This is a genomic window from Chitinophaga filiformis (assembly GCF_023100805.1).
GTDB classification, from domain to species: Bacteria; Bacteroidota; Bacteroidia; order Chitinophagales; family Chitinophagaceae; genus Chitinophaga; species Chitinophaga filiformis_B.
This window is the reverse complement of record NZ_CP095855.1, coordinates 448,662-468,108: the sequence shown is the minus strand read 5'-3', so window position 1 is coordinate 468,108 and position 19,447 is coordinate 448,662. Positions and strand designations below refer to the sequence as shown.

Genomic DNA, 19,447 nt, shown 5'->3' with positions numbered 1-19,447 from the left:
ACATTTCATCCGGTCTTTTGTTGTCCGGATGTGTGTAGAGAAAACTCTACGAGGGAATACTCTTTCCTAAACAAAAAAAGAAATAGTAATTTCAGCCCTATAACCACCTTCAATTCACTTTATTCATTAAACTATCAAACGCTTTAATCATGAAAAGATCTGCATCCGCCAACTGGAAAGGTACCGGTAAAGATGGAAAAGGTACAGTAAGTTCACAGTCTGGTGTATTGAACAATACAGCATATTCTTATAAAAGCCGCTTTGAGGATGGTACAGGTACTAATCCTGAAGAGCTGATAGCAGCTGCGCATTCAGGATGTTTTACCATGAAGCTGAGTTTCCTTTTGTCAGGTGCAGGTTTCACTCCTGAAAACCTGGACACTAAGGCTACTATTACCCTGGATAATGGCGCTATTACAAGCAGCCACCTGGAATTGAAAGCAACAGTTCCCGGACTGGACAAAGCCAAGTTTGCTGAGCTGGCAGAAGAAGCAAGAACGAACTGCCCTATCTCCAAATTACTGAATACAGAGATTACGCTGGATGCTGAACTGGTATAGGTTTAACGCGCATCTGTAAAGGTCCCGTTCTCTTCATGGTGAACGGGATTTTTTATTGTATAAATAGTCCACTCTTTTCATCAAGCAATCCATTTACCAGCCTGTATCTAATGCGGATATTTGTAGTGTAAAAGGAGAAAAGATTTATGGAAAAGATCATTCACAGATCAGATTCGCGCAGCTTTGCCAATCACGGTTGGTTACAGAGCTATCACACATTCAGCTTTGCTGGTTATTACAATCCTGAACGCATACATTTTGGTGCATTACGTGTACTGAACGACGATACAGTTAAAGGTGGGATGGGGTTTGGAACACATCCGCACGACAATATGGAAATAGTGAGCATCCCACTCAGCGGTGCGCTTGAGCACCGCGATAACACGGGCCGGCACGAGATCATCCGCAGCAACGAAGTGCAGCTTATGAGTGCCGGTACAGGTATCTCGCATTCTGAATTCAATGCTTCCAAAACAGATCCTGTCAGTTTTCTGCAGATATGGGTATTCCCCAAATTGCGTAACATTAAACCTCGTTATCAGCAACAGGCATTCGATGTTGCTGACAGGCTAAATAAACTGCAGGTTGTTGTATCGCCGGATGCGAATGGCAATGCATTACTCATCAACCAGGATGCATGGTTCTCCTTAGGTCATTTCGAGGAAGGACAAAGTGTGGACATCACACCAAAAATGGCAGAGCATGGTACTTACCTGATGGTACTGGAAGGCGAAGTGGAAGTAGCGGGAGAAGTGTTGAAACGCCGCGATGCTATTGGCCTGAGCAAGTATGATATGGCAACAGTGAAAGCACTCAAAGCGGCAGACTTTTTGTTGATCGATGTACCGATGAGTTGATTAAACATAACCCAAAAATACTTCACTATGAGTACTGCAACCACGAACATCGGACTTGAAAAGAAAACATCAAAGGAACTGGCTGATAAACTGAATGCACTGCTGGCTACTTACCAGCTGTTCTATATGAATGTGCGCGGGTTTCACTGGAATATACGTGGTGATAAGTTCTTTACACTGCATGCTAAATTCGAAGAGTTGTATACAGACTCACTGACTAAAATAGACGAGATCGCAGAAAGGATATTAACGCTTGGATTTACGCCTGCACACGCATTCTCTGATTACATAGAACAATCTACTGTAGTAGAAGTGAAGAATGAAAGTAAAGATGTGGTGTGTGTACAGCACGTGCTCTCCGGTCTGCAATCGCTGATCGAGATTGAAAGAGAAGTGGCTGCTGTAAGCAGTGAAGTAGGAGACGATGGCACCAACGACCTTATCACGACTTACATTCGCGAGCAGGAGAAACTGGTATGGATGTACAATGCTTATCTGAAATAGCGATCGGGAATAAAAGAGAAGCTGTTGTATAGGAGGAATATACTTCTTATATAACAGCTTTTTTATTAAAGTAATAAATAAGCGCAGGCTGCAATTCCCCGTTCTTAATTCCTAATTCCCAATTGAAAAAAGCTTTGTAACTTAGAAATGTGTTACGGACAAATATTGTATTGCTTAATTATTTAACGTTAAAATCAATACACATGGAAGTATCCGCACAAACTTCAGATCTCGAACAGATCAGTAACTGGAAGGACGAAGTGAACACTACCAGGGAGTCCATCCGGTCTATGCGCAGCCAATTAGAGCAGTTCTCTCTCACGAAGACTGACGACGAGTCCCTGGCCCAGATAGAGCACTTCCAGAACCAGTTCATCTGTCAGGAAGAAAAAGCAGACGAATTGCGTCATGATCTGAAACAATCAGCAAAAAAGATATCGAACAACGGGAAACCTCTCATATCGCATGACGACCGTCCCGTGGATGATTTTGATGTTTTACAGGACCGGATGGAAACATTCAGGAAACTGTATAATGAGTTACGGGATGAGTTTAAAGCTTTCAGTGCTTTTTCATAAAGTATAAAGCTTATATCTCGATCACTACTTCTGCACTAACCGCATAACCGGTGCAGGTGAGGACGAAGCCCTGCTCAATTTCTTTGTCCGTTAACACTTCGTTCAGGGCCATCCACACTTTACCCTTTGTACAGCGGGCAGTACAGGAACCGCACACACCGCCTTTGCAGCTATACGGTATGGCAATGCCTTGCGCAAGTGCCTCCCCAAGTATATTGTGATTGCCGGGAATGGAGAGTATGTGCACTCCCCCGCGCAGATGTAATTCCACGTTCTTCATGGAACTGTCTTCCGGCGTGCCTATTCTTGCCAGCTGCGGAGCCGTATTTACCACAAAATTCTCCTTATGCAACTGTCCCTCTTCAAAGCCCATATAAGTGAGCGTTAAAAGCGCCATACGCATATATTCCGGTGGGCCGCATACAAAGAACCGGGCATCCTTTTTCATGTAACGGAGCTGCTGCTGTACCAGTGGTTCCAGTGAAAGATTACTGAGCCTGCGGATGATCTGATCCGGCGGGTCGCTGCTATACAAATGAATAATGTGCAGTTGTTCCGGGAACTGTGTCAGCAGCTCCTGTAACTGCCTGTGGAATATGGTGCGGCTTTCAGAAGTATTGCTGTAAATAAGCTTAATATGTGCTGTTGGCTCATGATGCAGTACATCCTTCAAAATGGAAAAAAGAGGTGTTATACCGCTTCCTGCGCCCAGCAGAAAGATATCCCGTGGTGTGGTGCTATACCCGGGCAGGGTAAAACGGCCGGAGGGCAATAATGCAGTGACCTGGTCGCCTGCTTTCCAGTGATGCAGGATGTGACGGGATATTTCCCCGTTCTGCTTCTCCCGGATGGTAACAGATGGATAGGGGTCAATTCCAGGGGTGGAACTGAAGGAATAGGAGCGCCTGTATTCTGTACCATGCAGGTAGATCAGGAAGGTGATGAATTGCCCTGCCTGGTATTCAAGCCCTCGTCTGTCGATTGTTTCCAGTCTGTAGGTAAACGCATCCTGTGTTTCTGCTATGACCTCCCTGATGCGGAGGTGTATATACAATTCATCCATGCTATAAAAATAAGGAAGCCACCCATATGAACAATGTCACAAAGGTGGCTTCAAATGTATTTTTGTTAGGCGAACTGTTTTATCAGGCCGTAACTCTGATCTTATTTTTCAGCATGGCGCGTGCTGCACTGGCAATGCCGGCAGCGTCATAACCGCATTCGCGGTGCAGGTCTTCCGGTTTGCCATGCTCTACGATCCTGTCTGGAATGCCCAGCATGCGTACATCGGCCTTGTAGCCATGGATAGCCATAAATTCCAGGATAGCGCTACCGAAACCGCCGGTGACAGCGGCATCTTCTACGGTGATCACCTTGTCGAATTCGCTGAATATTTCATGCAGCAAAGCTTCATCCAGTGGTTTTACGAAACGCATGTCATAGTGGGCAGGCTGTAAACCATCTGCCAGCAGTTCCTTGCAGGCTTCCGTTACAAAATTGCCCGGATGGCCCAGGGAGAGGATCGCAATATCCTTACCGCTGCGCAGCTTGCGGCCGGTACCGATCTTTATTTCCTTGAAGGGCTGCTTCCAGTCGGGCATTACACCCTGTCCTCTCGGATAGCGGATCACAAAAGGCATCTGCTGGGTAGGCAGCTGGGAAGTATACATCAGGTTGCGTAACTCTTCCTCATTCATCGGTGAACTGATGATGACATTGGGTACACAACGCATATAAGCAATATCGTAGGCGCCATGGTGCGTAGGGCCATCTTCCCCGACAAGACCGGCACGGTCCAGGCAGAATACCACAGGCAGTTTCTGGATGGCCACGTCATGTAAAGCCTGGTCATAAGCCCTTTGCATGAAGGAGGAGTAGATGTTGCAGAACACACGCATACCCTGTGTGGCCAGACCGGCTGAGAGAGTTACGGCATGTTGTTCACAGATGCCCACATCAAAAGCGCGGTCAGGCATTTTTTCCATCATGAACTTCAGGGAAGAGCCGGAAGGCATGGCGGGCGTAATACCCATCACGGTCTTGTTCTGTTCTGCCAGTTCTATGATGGTATGGCCGAATACGTCCTGGTATTTGGGTGGCTGTGGTTTGTCCGGCTGTTTCTTGAAGATCTCACCGGTAATTTTATCGAACAGGCCCGGAGCGTGCCAGGTGGTCTGGTCTTTCTCCGCCAGTGCATATCCTTTACCTTTTGTGGTTACGATATGCAGCAGTTTCGGGCCGGGAATATCTTTCAGGTCCTGTAAGGTGTCTACCAGCTTTACGATATTATGTCCGTCAATAGGACCAAAATAGCGCAGCTTCAGGGATTCGAACAGGTTACTGGAGCCGGATACAACGCCTTTCAGACCAGCTTCCAGTTTGGAAGCCATGTCCCGGGTAAAGCGTTTGCCTACGGGCAGTTTGCCCAACAGGTTCCATACGTCGTCACGCAGTTTATTGTATGTAGGGGAAGTAGTAATGTCGGTCAGGTATTCCTTCAATGCGCCCACATTCGGGTCAATGGACATACAGTTGTCATTGAGTATGATCAGCACATTGGCATTGGCCACACCTGCATGATTGAGGGCCTCGAATGCCATACCTGCAGTCATGGCCCCGTCGCCTATTACAGCAATATGCTGCCGGTCTGTTTCGCCTTTGTATTTGGAGGCAATGGCCATACCCAGGGCAGCAGAAATGGAAGTAGAAGAGTGTCCTACGCCGAAAGTATCGTATTCGCTTTCATCCCTTTTTGGGAAGCCGCTGATACCATGGTATTTACGGTTAGTATGGAAAACGTCTCTCCGGCCGGTCAGGATCTTATGACCATAAGCCTGGTGCCCGACGTCCCATACCAGTTGGTCATATGGGGTATTAAATACATAATGTAGTGCCACGGTCAGCTCCACAACACCCAGGCTGGCCGCAAAGTGGCCACCGTGCACACTGACAACATCAATAATGAACTGGCGGAGTTCTTCACTCACCTCGTGCAGCTGCTCTTTACTGAGATTCCGCAAATCGGCAGGGGTTTCGATCTTGCCCAGCAATGGGCCCGGCGTAATATTCATACTTCTTGATGCAGGATTTAATAAACAAAAGTACAAATTAAAGTGCTAATCTACATTTATTCCATACATCAGCACATTTGCACTTCTGCCATGCCGGGAACCCACTCATAACATTTGGGGCAAGGTGGGCTAAGCACATCGGTATTTTTGAAATGTAGCAGTAGTTTACTAATTTTCAGATAGATGTTTAAACGAATATCAAGATATTGGTGGTGTCAGATTCTCGGCTGGACGACATATGCAGTAGTCAATCTTTTCTTTGCCTATTCATTTGCTGGCTCATTTGGCTCATTCTATCTGATAAACCTGCTGATGATCATGTTCTTTGGGATACTGGCCACGCACTTGCTGCGGAGCATCATCAAAAGGCTGAACTGGTTCCAGTATAGCTTTGAAAGCCAGATGCTGCTTTTTTTCGGCCTTACCGTGAGCGCAGGGATCATTATTTACGTAGGTATTACTACAGCGGGGAACATGTTCAGGTACTCGTGGCAACAACGGGGCCTGACAGACCAGAAAACGCTGACCTTCCTGTTACCCATATTTACACTTACTGCCATCTGGTGGCTGGTCTATTTTGTGTGGCACTATATTGAGCGAAGCCGTAACAGTCAGGTGGACAAACTGAAACTGGAAAGTACGGTCAAGGAACTTGAATTGAAAACGATCAAGTCACAGCTGAACCCTCACTTTATCTTCAATGCCCTGAACAGCATCCGGGCGTTGGTGGATGAAAACCCGCAAAGGGCCAGGACGGCCATTACCGAGCTGTCCAACATTCTCAGGAGCTCTATGCAGGTAGAAAAGGCGGAGACGGTGAACCTGGAGAACGAGTTGGATATCGTAAAAGATTACCTTGCACTGGAGAATATCCGGTTCGAAGAGCGCCTGAAGGTGCAATATGACATTGATCCGGAAACGCTCGAACTGCCCATCCCACCTATGATGTTGCAGACGCTGGTAGAAAATGCCATTAAACACGGTATTTCCCGGACGGTAAGCGGAGGAACGGTAGTGATCGGTTCACATGTAAAGGACATGCACCACGAAATTACAATAGAAAACACGGGACAGATAGGAGGAGAAGAAACAACGGGACATGGTTTCGGGCTGCAAAGCACCAGGCAGCGATTGAGTTTGTTGTATGGGAATAAAGCGTCATTCAATATTTATAATAAAAATGAGGCAACGGTTGAAGCAAAAGTGCTGATGCCCTTGTTTTAATAGTATTATTCGCGCCAAGTTTAAAAGTAGTTGCTCATGAAAAAAGCTTTGATAATCGATGACGAACGCCTGGCCAGAAGCGAGCTGAAGAAATTACTGGCTGACCACCCCGAGATAGTAGTGGTGGGCGAAGCCGTAAATGCAAAGGACGGACTGGAAAAAATTGAAACACTGCATCCTGACCTGCTTTTCCTGGACATACAAATGCCGGATAAAACAGGTTTTGATTTGCTGGCAGAACTGGAAAAAGCGCCACAGGTGATCTTCACCACAGCTTACGATGAGCATGCACTGAAAGCATTTGAATACAATGCGCTGGATTACCTCCTGAAGCCCATTGAGCCCAAACGGCTGGCAGATGCGATCCACAAACTACATCAGCTGGAGGAAAAAGAGCGGCAGGCCGAAGCAGGCGCCATCCGCACCATCCTCTCAGAAAATGACCAGGTCTTTGTAAAAGATGGCGACCGCTGCTGGTTTGTAAAACTGCAGGAGATCCGGCTTTTCGAAAGTGTGGGCAACTATGCCCGGGTGTATTTTGAAGGCAATAAACCGCTGATACTGAAATCTTTAAATGCCCTGGAAGAACGCCTGGACGAACGTACCTTTTTCCGGGCCAACAGGAAACATATCGTGAACCTGCGTATGATCGAGAAGATCGATACCTATTTCAACGGCGGATTGTTGCTGGAAATGCGCGGCGGGGAAAAAATAGAAGTGAGCCGCAGGCAGGCGGTGAAGTTTAAAGAGATGATGAGCCTCTAAGGCTGTTCCGAAAATAATAAAATACAAAGAGAAACGCTGATTGCCGTAGTCAATACGATAATCAGCGTTTCTCTTTACAGGTTGTAATATTATTTCAGGACGGGAGCAGCCGCGTGTACTGCATCCGCCATTTCTTTGATCAGAGAGGTTTCTTTTTCGATCGCATTTCCTACAACGATAATATCAGCGCCGGCTTTGCAATTGAGGTAGGCTTTCTCCGCATCGCGGATGCCGCCACCCACTATGATCGGCGCAGATACCTGGCTTGCAACGCGGGCTATCATGCTTTCGCTGATGGGCTTGCGTGCGCCACTGCCGGCATCCATGAATACTACCTTCATGCCGAGCATTTCTCCTGCGATGGCTGTACACATAGCAATGTCGTCTTTATCGGCAGGAATAGGCGTCGTATTGCTGATATATGAAACGGTGGTAGGGGCGCCACCATCGATTAAGATATAACCAGTAGAAATAACTTCCAGGCCGCTTTTTTTAACGGCGGGAGCTGATAACACATGCTGGCCTATCAGTAATTCGGGGTTACGACCAGATATTACGGACAGATAGAGCAATGCATCAGCATAGCGGGAGACCTGCGATGGGCTACCGGGAAACAATACAACAGGTATATCACACAGACTTTTAAACTGTTGTACGCATTCATCGAGATGATCAGTGATCACAAGACTGCCTCCCAGAAAAATGTAATCCACCTTTGCTGCTGTACATTTCGCCGCAAGGTCTGCTATGCCAGCAGGAGTTACCTTGTCCGGATCAATCAGAACAGCAAAAGATTTTATACCCTTCGCCTTTCTATCGATAAAAGAGTTGTATATTTTATTGTGCATTAAAATAGCATTGTTCCGGTTGTCGCAAATGTATAAATTTTTCGGTAATAAGTCACATTGTTAGTTAAATATGCATATTATCCATTTTTTATCCGTGAAAATCCCCGTCAAACAAGGGTTCTGCTCGTTTACCTCACAATCTTCAGGCCATTTCCTCTTTGTAAACCAATGAAAACCAAAAAGGTTAAAAGGGTGTCATATAAAATAAAAATATACTTTTTTAACAGCCACGGCAAGTACTTAAATGAGCGTAAAAAGCCACGCTGCCAGCACCCTTATTGTGATCTTAACCCAGGAATCTCTTATCAGATTACCACTAAACAGCCCCATCTGTAGTGAATTTCCAGCGTTTGTTAACGAATGTAGCGAAAAAGCAGGAATGTATTAAATCCAATGCAGTAAAGGCTTTGAGCTATAATTTGATCTTTTTCTTTGTTAATGATTTGTTATTGTGGCCTGAAAATTTTAAAGAAAAATAACATGCGCTTACATTTGTATTCAAATAGGGTTTTCATAGGATAGTAACAAATTGAGGGCGCCTTTCCAGGTGCCCTTACTCTTTTTACCCCCCTCAGACTATCTGCCTGTTTTACTTCAAGTTATCTCTCTTTTTTACTGATCTGTTTTAGCAAGCTATTATAGTTTTTCATTGTCTGTTTACGATTACTTTTGGTTGTTCACTGCCTTTTCCAACAATGCCACGGAAGGTCAGTTTAAGTTTATTTTAATATATCCGTAAAAGAGCTGGTTTTGGATTTTTAACAAACCTTTTAATTTTTTACCAGCTTTTTAAAAAGGGATATCCCAAATTGAAGAATTTCAAATATTTATGAGCCCCTCTATATTGCAATAAATATTTATTATATTTGTTATTGTATTAATTTTATTATGGTTACTGTCCTATGAAAAACCAAATATTCCTACAGGCGTGAATCATCATGCAATGTAAAATGACTCTCGAAAGCAATGGTTTATCCATTGCTTTTGTTTTTTCCGCCGGCAAGGCCGCTCCCAGGTACAATTAGTTTGGGATTTATAATTTTGATTTTGTACTTTTAGTCTTACAAATTTTTTACACTATGAAAAAGCTGTTGTTCCTGCTGTTGGTAAGTTTAGCCTCAGCCGCATCAGCAAGCGCAAATAGCGAAAAATGGAAGGACGAGGATAAAACCAAAGCTGCGAAGGAGAAAGAGAAGGACAAAGAAGGGGAGAAACCCGGAAATAAGAATGCTAATTGCGACGATAAATCAGTAACTACTACGAAAGTCGCGGCCCGCCCCGGTAGGGTTGAGGAGTACGTATGGATGTTGCCCAAAGATCAGGATGGTGATAAAATGTACGAAGAGGAGCTGAAAAAGGGCATTGTAGACCTCTACAAATGGTACCTTCAGAATGAGTCCCGCATCAATAATAATGATATTTTAAAGATGACCGGCAATGAGCTGGCGTTTCCTTTTAAAGTGGATGCGAAGACCCTCCAGCAGTATTTTCAGTTCGTAAAGAATAATTTTCCAGGTTTAAGCGAGGATGACCTGTCTGATGGCGCCTCCACGGTTAAGAAACAACCAGTTGCCAATCGGAAAAAATATGCACCTGTCAGCAGAAGAGACGATATGGAGAGTCAGATGACCCTCCCTGTTAATAAATAAAAAGTTTGCCTTGCCATAATGCATTTTTTGGAGTTTAGTTACAATAAGGAGGAGGTATTGAATGCATTACGCTATCATTTCTTGCAGCGGGGAGAAATAAAAGTATTCCGAAACACACTCTTCATCCTGCTGGCCTTTACAATGGCCGGATATGCTTTCAAAATAGTTACAGTTGGCGCCCTCATAGGGATAGCTGCCATGGTGCTGCTTATTATTGCAGTGTTCTGGTTTTTGCTGCCCGTATCTATCTACAATAAAGCCGCTACTTTCAAAGACAATATCCACCTGAAATATTCAGAAGAGGGTATTACCATCTCTACCCGCAACAGCGAACACCAGCGCCTGCTCTCCTGGAGCACATTTACCAAAGTAGTGGAAGCCAAAAACTTTTTCTTCCTTTACCGGGGTAAAAAGAACTTCTTCCTGGTTCCTACCAGCGCTTTTAAATCAGAAGACGCACACAAAGAATTCAGCCGACTGGCTAATGATAATATCAATTAAAAAGCCCCGGCCAATTGACCGGGGCTTTTGCCATCATCTCGGACGGCGGGAATTTATGAAGGATAGTTGTGTTTAGAACTTGTCCCACCAGCTTTTCGATGCTTTCGTATCTCCTCCTATATCACTGGCTGCTTTTTGATAGGCTGCCGCATTCTGCGTCTGCTCTCCCAGCGGGTAAGTAAGACGGGAAGGCACAAATTTTACATTCTGATCTAATGAGCCGGAATAAGGCGGTATAAACAGTGAATCGCCATTGGGCTTTTTAAAGTCAAGGCGCAGGCGTTCAAACCATGCCTGGAAACCCTGTGGATATAATGCCAGCCATTTCTGTGTACCGATCACATTCTTCCAGTCGCCGGCAGTATAAGGTACGGACGCAATATATTCATCCACACCAGAGGTCACCTTCCAATATGCCATAGATGCCCTGATGCCGGCCTCGTACCAGCTGGCTGCAGGTTGGCCTACTGACCAGCCTCTCGCTGCTGCTTCTGCCAGTATAAAGGCCACTTCCGGGTATGTCATCAATATACCAGGCATAGTGGGGGAATATATTTCTGTACCTGGGTAGGAATAGCTATCAGGCGCCAGCCTGGTAGGATCATTGGCACTCATTCCATATACCATACCTGTAATTATTTTCCGGCTGGTATCCTTCGGAGGACGTGCATAGATTGGCAAACGCGGGTCATTGATACCTTTCATATAATCCACCAACGTCGTACTAACAAAGAAATCCAGCACTTCCCTTTCAGAATCATTCAATGGGAATTTATTAGGCGCAGCGTCTACATAGGCAAACTGTGCATTGTCATCATTACTTTGCATGGCTGACTGGTAATTCGCTTCAATAAGCGCTTTCGCCTTTTCAGGTGCCACATCCGCAATACGGATCGCTAAACGCAGCAGTAAGGAATGTGCCAGTGTCCGCCATTTGTTTACATCGCCGTTGTAGATCACATCGCCGGAGGTAAACGTTGGCTGTGCCGGATCCAATGCCGTGATCTGCTGCTGTAATGTATCGATCAGTGAAGTATAGATTGACTCCTGGCTGTCGTATGCCGGCGTAATATTTTCACCTTCTTTTAATGCCTGTGAATACGGAATATTCACATAAGAGTCTGTCAGGATCTGATAGAGCCACACCTTTAATATGGTAGCTATAGCATTTTGATTTTTAGCCGCCGGATTACTATTGTCTGCTTTATTCATTGTAACGATCCTGTCCAGGTTGTGCAGCGACACATACATGAAATTCCAGAAGGCGGTATTGTTGTTTTCATCAATGGCATACTGGCTGTCTCCTACTCTTGAGTTGGCAGACCAGTATTGCGCATAATGCATACCTATGTAACCATTCTGCAACGTACTGTAGAGATAGTCCATGGCATTTTTCTCAGCCCCGGTCAGCAGGAAGGCGGGTGTTGTTGTTGTAGGGCGGGTGGGGTCATGATTAATGTCGTCCAGCTTTCTACAACCTGCCATTATCACAAACATCAATAACACCGGCCATGCATATATTAAGAATCTTTTCAGCATCGAATTCAGTTTTTAGAATGAAACACTCAGGTTAACACCATAAGAACGCAGTGAGGGCAATGCACCACCTTCAATACCCTGAATATTGGAAGATGAGTTCAGAATATTGGAAGGATCCACATTCGGCGCATTGGACTTGATCAGCCAGAGGTTACGTCCATACAGGGAGAGACGGGCACTCTGTGCATGTACTTTTTTGAACCATGCCTCGGGCAGATTATATCCCAGTTTCACCTCACGCAGGTAGATGTAGCTCGCATCATACAGATTGGCTTTGCTCAGCGTTTTACCTTCGTTGTTCTGGAAATAGGTGGCAGCATCCAACACTACTTCATTAGGCCTGCCTTCTTCTGTTACCCCTTCAGCAATAATACCTTTTTCCCTTACCCCGTTTGCTGCGGTAATATCCAGCAAACCGGAACCTTTACCATACATGTTGGTGTATGAGAAGAAGTCGCCACCATGCTGGAAGTCGACGAGGGCCGACAGGTAAACGCCTTTATATGTAAATGAGTTGGTCACACCACCTACATAATCAGGATACGCATTACCGATAGGCACCGGATTGTTGGTGGTTTTGTATAAACCATCAGACCCTACAATCTTACGGCCCTGGGCATCGTATACATAATCAGTTCCCAGCAGTGTTCCCATTGGTTTACCTACATAAGCAGCTACAGACACCCTGGTAGTTCTGCGGTCTGTACCGATCAGCAATACCGGCAGGGAGCTGTTATACTGGGGAATATCCAGGTTCAGCAGCTTGTTGCGGTTACGTGCGATGTTTGCATTGATATCCCAGCGGAAGCCATTTTTCAGTCGCACAGGATTCAGGTTCAGTCCTATTTCAAGACCACGGTTCTGTACACTACCACCATTCACAATGGTGTTGGTAAAACCCGAAGCAGAAGAGATAGGCAGCGGAATGATCTGGTCTTTTGTGATCCTGTCATAGTAGGTAACATCAAGGCCGATATGATCATCCAGGAATTTCAGGGAGATACCTGTCTCATACTCTCTTGTACGCTCAGGCTTCAGCGTCTTATTGTACTTTGTTGAAGTCAGCTGTGTAGCCGGGAAACTGCCGAATGGCGGAATGAACTGGTAGGTGTCATAGATCTGGTAAGGATCGGTATCACTACCCACCTGCGATACGCTGGCCCGCAGTTTACCGAAGCTCAGCCATTTCCAGTCCTTCAGCAGATCTGAGAATACAAAGGATGCGGATGCTGACGGATAGAAGTATGGGTTGTTTTCACTCAGCAAAGCGGAGCTCCAGTCAGCGCGGCCAGTCAGTTCCAGGAACAGGAAATTCCTGTAACCGAGAGAGGCTGTTGCAAATGCAGAGTTGATCTGTTTTTCGAAGAACTCATCAATAGGCAATGCTGTTTGCAGTGAGTTGTTGAGGTTATACACGCCGGGAATGATCAGACCTCCCACAGTGCTACCGCCTGTAGTAGTCCATTTACGATGCATGATATTACCTCCCACCAATGCATTCAACTTAAAATCTTTTCCAAACTCTTTATTGATGTTCGCGGTTAACTGGTAGTTCATTTCCCTGGAAGTACGAACGCGTTTGATATAGCTTCCGATCAGATAGTCCTTTGCCGTTCTTTCTTCTTCCAGCGTATTGTAGTCGTCCATGAACACTCTGCCGCTGATGGTCAGCCATTTGCTCACATCCCAGTCCAGACCTGCATTACCGAAGATACGGTTGCGGCTGTCTGTTTCATAATCCATATAACGGTTCCAGTAAGGACCATTACTCGAAGCTACTGCAGGGTCGTTCCATGATTTACGGTTCCAGGTGATCTGTGATCCGTCTTCGTACTGATAACGTTTTTCCTGTTCAATGTCCAGTTGCCGCTGACCATACATGGTGAACTGCAGGGTGGGGTTTGGACCTGTAAAACCTGTACCGGGGCGGGCTTTGGCCTTCATGGCGGTATAATTCAATGATGCTACGGCGCGCAGGCCTTTAGTTAATTCATGCCCACCATTAAAGGAAAGGTTGTTACGGTTTAAAGACGCGTTCGGTAGTACGAAGATCTGGTTCATATTGCCATAGGAAAGACGGAAATAACCTTTGTCGTTATTACCGGCCATGGCTATATTGTTGGTGAGGGTGTACCCCGTTCTGTAGAAATCCTTCACGTTGTTCGGATTGGCCGTCCATGGAGCTGTCTGGCCGAAATAAGGATTGCCTTTGTTTTTGTCCCATGACCAGTAGTGGCGCACCAGCTGACCGTCCAGTTTTGGGCCCCACGACGCATCATCATAATATTTCACTAACAGGTCATAGCGGCCTTTACCATCATTGTTATCGTATGTCGCATGCGCCTCATCGATGAAGGCCTCGGGATTCTGATTGTAATAAAGTGTATCGAATTTCCCGCCGGTACCACCGCCATACTCATTCTGATATTTAGGTAATACATATACCCTGTCTACCTGTGCATTGATGCTATAGGTAACGCCTATACCACCGGACACGTCAGGACGTTTCTTGGTAGTGATCAGCATGACGCCGTTTGCGCCGCGGCTACCATACAATGCAGTGGCTGCAGCACCTTTCAGCACAGATATGTTGTCGATATCTTCAGGGTTGATATCCTGTAGAGAACTACCAAAGTCATAACCACCGCCGCCATTCAACTGACCACCCTGGTTAGTATTGTTGTTAATGAACGGTGTTCCATCTACTAATATGAAGGCGTTATTATCGCCCAGGATGGACTTCACACCACGGATGGTGATCTTCGTCGAACCACCCATGGAACCTGTGTTGGTATTGATCTGCAGGCCGGGAACTTTACCAGTGAGCGCATTCGCAAAGTTCACTTCCTTTGCCTCCTGCACCGCATTTCCACCCACTTCTTCCACCGCATACCCAACAGCACGTGTGTTTTTCTGGATACCCAACGCCGTTACTACTACTTCTTTCAGTGCTTTCTGATTGGCAGATGCAGATGTAAGGCTTACGTTGAGCTGCTCTCGTGAGTCAAGCGGGATCGACTGTTCGGCATAGCTGACAGCAGCTATTTTGATAGTATCTCCGAGGGATGCTTTTAATGTAAAAGCGCCATCTGCTGTTGTAGCAACGGCTTCCTTCGTGGAGAGATTAACTACCTGCGCCCCCGGAATCGGTGTTCCGCCCGCTTCTTTTACAATACCTTTCAGATTGAACTGACTGGCTTCCTGTTTCAGTTTATTGGAATCGGCAGGAAGGATCAGTGCAGTATCTTTTTTAGGTTTGCTTGTCGTATCAGCGGCTGTTCTGCTATTGGCTGAAGAGTCTTTCTTCGGCCGCGATGTATCAGATGAAGGCGTCACTACGACAGGAGCTGCACTTGCAGGTTTAGTAGTGTCTTTCTTATCTGACGAAGGAGTCACTACAACAGGTGATGCAGTTGCAGGTTTGGTAGTGTCTTTCTTTCCAGATGAAGCGGGTGTAATGACTACCGGACTGGTAGTGGGTTTTACAGTGGTATCTTTCTGTTGAAAGTTAACATTGTTTGTGACAGACGGCTGATATCTGGTTATCTCAGCGCTGGTTCCGTAAAAGGAGTGGTTAACGCGTGTGCCTGCTTTTATGGGTTTTACACTACAGAAAAAGGCAAAGCACAGCCACAACCAGTTGAGTACATGGCTTCTCATCTTATATGGTAAGATTTGGTTACAAATTTTTTTGAAGCAGGTGGCCGCTTCTATCTCTATTATGTGATAACTTCTCTGCTAATTACAATACAATCTAAACGCCCCTTACAATGAGCCCTGGGCTGATATTTATTAAAATTGTGTGTTCACGCACGTTTATACAGCTATTAGTTGGCAGTCCACACACTTATCAGCCAGGTGTGTGGACATTCCTGCGTAATTGTATTCTAATTTTTATATTGATCTGAAGTGAGGATGCGACAGCTTTTACAACAATTTGTCATTCCCCGTATGTACCCTTGCTATGTTTTCCGTTACAACAGCAATCCCTTCTATTTCGCTGTATATCAAACACCTTGCCAAGGGCATACTCAACAAACAACAGGGGATTGGGTATTGCTAATTGAAGTAAGCTGCAATGATCTTATCTACTGATTTAATAGTGAGCAGCTCATCGTTGATGGCAAGTGCATTGGGGTGGGTATCTGTACAAACAACTTTTTTAATAATGCCGCTTTGTTTGATCTTCTTAAAGCCATTGCCTGCAAAAATACCGTGGGTGGTAATGACCGCTATTTCACATGCACCTGCCTGCAGATATGCTTCTGCGGCATGCAGTAAAGAGCCTCCTGTGCGGATCATATCATCATAAATGATCACCAGCTTATCCTGTACATCTGCACTGATAGCAGTAATATGTGTTTCTTCTCCTGAAAGGCGTTTCTTGAAAACGAAAGCTGCTGAAACATGCAGGTCATTGGCGAGTGATTCTACCCATTTTGCGCGGCCCGCGTCTGTACTGGCCAGCACAAAAGAGCGGTTTCCCGCTATTTCCAGCGCTGCCTCTTTTACCAGGTCCTTGCCATATAAATGCACAGGACGGATAGCACTCTCAAAGTAGTAGGTAATTCCGTCCACATGCAGGTCAATCATCAGCACTTTATTGCCCGAACTGGTGGCGGGCAGGGTGGAAAACAACATGGCCCTGGTCTTGGCTTTCACGATCTCTCCTTTTTTTACAGCCCGTTCCATCGTGGAATAACCAAAAAACGGGATCACGATATTGATGGAACATGCGCCCTCCTGGATACAGCCATGAGCAATATCAAAAAGTTCTAATGTTTCCTTGTCGTCGATGGTGCCTCCCACCAGTATCACCTCCTTGTTTGCCACATTACTTGTTATCCGGTGATAATGTTCTCCATCGGGGAAATCGCGGATGTCCAGCTGGCCCTCTTCCCATTCAGGAACAAGGGATAATAACCTGTCTTTCAGATACTGGTAACGTTGCGTTGCAAATAAGATCCTGTGAGGCATGTTCTTTGAAATAAGGAATAAAGATAATAATATAGTTTTTACATACGGATGATCAGGTCCGGAAGAGGCAATTTATTTACCGTTCGGCATGAACTGTTGAGTTTATTAGAAAGAAAAATCCTAAGTTTAATGCTTGTTTCCTATAAACTATGGACTGTAGTCTGTCGATGGAGAACTATTTTTTAACTTTTCATTTGCGCTGGGAAAACTAAATTTGAGCGATGCCTAGACGAATTTTACAACTTTCCGGTTGCATCGGAGCACTGTTTTTATACCTGTTATTCTTTCTGCAGCATGCCAGCGCGCAGGTGAGGGTATCGGGTATGGTTGCAGATGCAGACAACAGAAACGGACTGCCGGGGGTTACTATTATCAATAAAGCGACCCGGAGCGGGACCATCAGCAATGAAAGTGGCCGTTTTTCCATCGACGCGATGCCGGGCGATACACTCGAATTTTCAATTTTAAGCTATTATAGGAAGGCCCTTACAGTACCCACCACCTCCATGTTCATCAATGTCTATCTCACACGCCAGGTCATTGGCCTGGGACAGGTAACTGTAGTGGGAAAGGACCATAAACGCGACTCGCTTGCCACCCGCGAGGAATATGGCAAATATTTCAACTATCATAAGCCTGGGGCGATGGATGTGTTAAAAACACTGCCTTCCAACCCTATCACCGCCCTCACCTACCTGGTGCCCAGTAAGGCGCGCAAGCGTAAAGAGCACTTCCAGGAACAGCTGGTGTACTGGGAAAAGGAAAAGTACATCGACAACCGCTATAACCCTGAACTGGTGGAAAGAATGACAAAATTAAGCGGAGATGAACTCGATACTTTTATGCTGCGGTACAGGCCGGGTTATCAATTTCTCCAGGAGGCTACTGAATATGACCTGATGTTGTTTATCAAGGAGAGCTTCAAACATTACCAGCAGGATAAAGCCACTATGCCGGCAAAGAAAGAGGAACAGCAGTAAATAATCATCATTACAATAAAAAAAGAAGGCAGTATCAACTTTTTGATACTGCCTTCTTTTTTTATTGCTGAGCAATTAACTTATTTCACAAGTGCACCATTCAACCTCAGCAGCTGCGTTTCCGCCAGCTTAACATTATAGCGCGCATTGATCAATCTGTTGTAAGCATCTTCCAGGCTTTGCTGTGCTTCCTTCATTTCTATCACCGTGCTTACCCCCTGTCTGAAACGTTCCATCGCCACCATCACATTCTCTCTTGCCAGCCCCAGGTTTTCATCTTCCAGCGTAAGGGCGGTTTTGTAATACTCATAATCCTTGAAAGCAGTAGTGAGGGAAAGGTCTACTATTGTACGGGTATTCTCCAGGGCCAGCTGCTGATAACCTACGTTCAGTTTCGCAGCGTTCACCTGCCTTTTAACATTCAACCCGTTGAAAATGGGAATAGTAGCAGAGAATCCATAGCTGATCACACCATTCTGATTGTATATAGGGCTGAATGAGTTGGTAGCTGCATTGGAATTAACTCTTGAATAATTATAGGCAGAGTTGAAATTGATCACCGGAAAATAATCTCCCTTGCTCTCTTTCAGCTGTAGCTGAGACACCCTGAGATTTTGCTGTGCAACCATCAAACCGGTGTTCTTTTGCAGCGCTTCCTGTCTTAAACCGCCATAGGAAAGCTCCATGTTCAGCGGAATGGTGTCCAGCACATCATATTGTGTATTACCTGCTTCAACGGCCATCAGCTGGTTCAACGTTGCTTTGCTTTGTTCTATCAGTGTTTGCTGACGCAGATAAGATGCTTTCAATGCATTGTAGTCAACCTTCGATTGCAGCCAGTCTGTTTTAGGTCCCAGCCCGGTCTGGAATTTTGCATCAGACAGTTTTACCCTTTCTTCTGATATGGATAATTGTTCTGCAAGGTTGCGCAATTGTTGCTTTTGCTGTACCACATTGTAATAGCCGGCAATGATGTTAGCCACGGTGGTGACAACCTGGTCTTTTACAGCCAGCTCGCCAAGATCGCGGAGCGATTCGAGTTTCTGCCTGGTGGCAAACATCTTTAATCCATCAAATAATGTCCATGCAAGACTTACATTGGCGCTTAGGCTGCTGGCATGAATACCACTGGTATCACGTTTGCTGCCATTGGCAAATTCCTGTTTGGTCTGCGTCAGGTTCCACACTTTATTGGCAGTAGCATTTACACGGGGCGCAAAGGCCAGATTAGCATAGGCGTAATCGTTAGCCGTGATCGCTGCATCATTTTTTGCCAGGCGGATATCGTAGTTGTTCTTTAATGCCAGGTCTATCGCCTGTTCAGGCGTAAGCACCTGCTGTGCATGTACAGCGGTGCCCAGTAATAAAGAGAAATATAGAAATGTACGTTTCAT

The 19,447-nt window shown here is 45.6% G+C and carries 16 protein-coding genes; 9 read left to right on the top strand and 7 right to left on the bottom strand.

The genetic code is table 11. The features are described from left to right. Window positions 1-149: 149 nt before the first annotated feature. The 4 genes from MYF79_RS01975 to MYF79_RS01960 all read left to right on the top strand — a co-directional run bounded on the left by MYF79_RS01975 (window position 150) and on the right by MYF79_RS01960 (window position 2,499). The gene (locus tag MYF79_RS01975) at window positions 150-560 is read left to right on the top strand and encodes an OsmC family protein (RefSeq protein WP_199653954.1); all 411 of its coding nucleotides are present in this window, start codon (window positions 150-152) and stop codon (window positions 558-560) included. 146 nt (window positions 561-706) lie between these two features. Continuing rightward, entirely contained in the window at window positions 707-1,417 is a 711-nt protein-coding gene (locus MYF79_RS01970; protein WP_247812314.1) for a pirin family protein, read from the top strand. Window positions 1,418-1,444: 27 nt separating this feature from the next. Further along, entirely contained in the window at window positions 1,445-1,921 is a 477-nt protein-coding gene (locus MYF79_RS01965; RefSeq protein WP_247812313.1) for a Dps family protein, read from the top strand. Window positions 1,922-2,124: 203 nt separating this feature from the next. Then, window positions 2,125-2,499: a hypothetical protein gene (locus MYF79_RS01960; RefSeq protein WP_247812312.1), complete on the top strand. Its 375-nt coding sequence runs from the start codon at window positions 2,125-2,127 to the stop codon at window positions 2,497-2,499. 10 nt (window positions 2,500-2,509) lie between these two features. On the opposite strand, the gene MYF79_RS01955 is transcribed toward MYF79_RS01960, so the two are convergent. Then, the gene (locus MYF79_RS01955) at window positions 2,510-3,562 is read right to left on the bottom strand and encodes a ferredoxin--NADP reductase (protein ID WP_247812311.1); all 1,053 of its coding nucleotides are present in this window, start codon (window positions 3,560-3,562) and stop codon (window positions 2,510-2,512) included. Window positions 3,563-3,644: 82 nt separating this feature from the next. After that, window positions 3,645-5,570 carry a 1-deoxy-D-xylulose-5-phosphate synthase gene (gene dxs, locus MYF79_RS01950; RefSeq protein WP_247812310.1) on the bottom strand — a complete coding sequence of 642 codons (1,926 nt, stop codon included), beginning with the start codon at window positions 5,568-5,570 and terminating at the stop codon, window positions 3,645-3,647. Window positions 5,571-5,753: 183 nt separating this feature from the next. On the opposite strand from dxs, the gene MYF79_RS01945 reads away from it, so the two are divergent. Further along, window positions 5,754-6,794: a sensor histidine kinase gene (locus MYF79_RS01945; RefSeq protein WP_247812309.1), complete on the top strand. Its 1,041-nt coding sequence runs from the start codon at window positions 5,754-5,756 to the stop codon at window positions 6,792-6,794. A gap of 36 nt (window positions 6,795-6,830) precedes the next feature. Then, complete coding sequence (locus tag MYF79_RS01940) at window positions 6,831-7,559, top strand: LytR/AlgR family response regulator transcription factor (RefSeq protein ID WP_089828960.1); 729 nt, start codon at window positions 6,831-6,833, stop codon at window positions 7,557-7,559. Window positions 7,560-7,648: 89 nt separating this feature from the next. Here MYF79_RS01940 and MYF79_RS01935 read toward each other — a convergent pair whose 3' ends face one another. Next, on the bottom strand, window positions 7,649-8,407 hold the full coding sequence (locus MYF79_RS01935; RefSeq protein ID WP_199653945.1) for a geranylgeranylglyceryl/heptaprenylglyceryl phosphate synthase: 759 nt from the start codon (window positions 8,405-8,407) through the stop codon (window positions 7,649-7,651). Between the two features lie 1,079 nt (window positions 8,408-9,486). Here MYF79_RS01935 and MYF79_RS01930 point away from each other — a divergent pair. After that, window positions 9,487-10,056, top strand: coding sequence for a hypothetical protein (locus MYF79_RS01930; RefSeq protein WP_199653944.1), 570 nt, complete (start codon window positions 9,487-9,489; stop codon window positions 10,054-10,056). 18 nt (window positions 10,057-10,074) lie between these two features. Beyond that, window positions 10,075-10,557, top strand: coding sequence for a YcxB family protein (locus tag MYF79_RS01925; RefSeq protein ID WP_247812308.1), 483 nt, complete (start codon window positions 10,075-10,077; stop codon window positions 10,555-10,557). Window positions 10,558-10,629: 72 nt separating this feature from the next. Here the strand turns inward: MYF79_RS01925 and MYF79_RS01920 are convergent, their stop codons facing one another. The 3 genes from MYF79_RS01920 to prs all read right to left on the bottom strand — a co-directional run bounded on the left by MYF79_RS01920 (window position 10,630) and on the right by prs (window position 17,073). Continuing rightward, window positions 10,630-12,096, bottom strand: coding sequence for a SusD/RagB family nutrient-binding outer membrane lipoprotein (locus MYF79_RS01920; protein ID WP_247812307.1), 1,467 nt, complete (start codon window positions 12,094-12,096; stop codon window positions 10,630-10,632). Window positions 12,097-12,108: 12 nt separating this feature from the next. After that, entirely contained in the window at window positions 12,109-15,756 is a 3,648-nt protein-coding gene (locus tag MYF79_RS01915; protein WP_247812306.1) for a SusC/RagA family TonB-linked outer membrane protein, read from the bottom strand. 399 nt (window positions 15,757-16,155) lie between these two features. Then, window positions 16,156-17,073: a ribose-phosphate diphosphokinase gene (gene prs / locus MYF79_RS01910; RefSeq protein WP_247812305.1), complete on the bottom strand. Its 918-nt coding sequence runs from the start codon at window positions 17,071-17,073 to the stop codon at window positions 16,156-16,158. Window positions 17,074-17,294: 221 nt separating this feature from the next. On the opposite strand from prs, the gene MYF79_RS01905 reads away from it, so the two are divergent. Further along, window positions 17,295-18,053 (top strand): carboxypeptidase-like regulatory domain-containing protein, encoded by a 759-nt coding sequence (locus MYF79_RS01905; protein ID WP_247812304.1) that lies wholly within the window; start codon window positions 17,295-17,297, stop codon window positions 18,051-18,053. Window positions 18,054-18,133: 80 nt separating this feature from the next. Here MYF79_RS01905 and MYF79_RS01900 read toward each other — a convergent pair whose 3' ends face one another. Continuing rightward, the gene (locus MYF79_RS01900; RefSeq protein ID WP_247812303.1) at window positions 18,134-19,447 is read right to left on the bottom strand and encodes a TolC family protein; all 1,314 of its coding nucleotides are present in this window, start codon (window positions 19,445-19,447) and stop codon (window positions 18,134-18,136) included.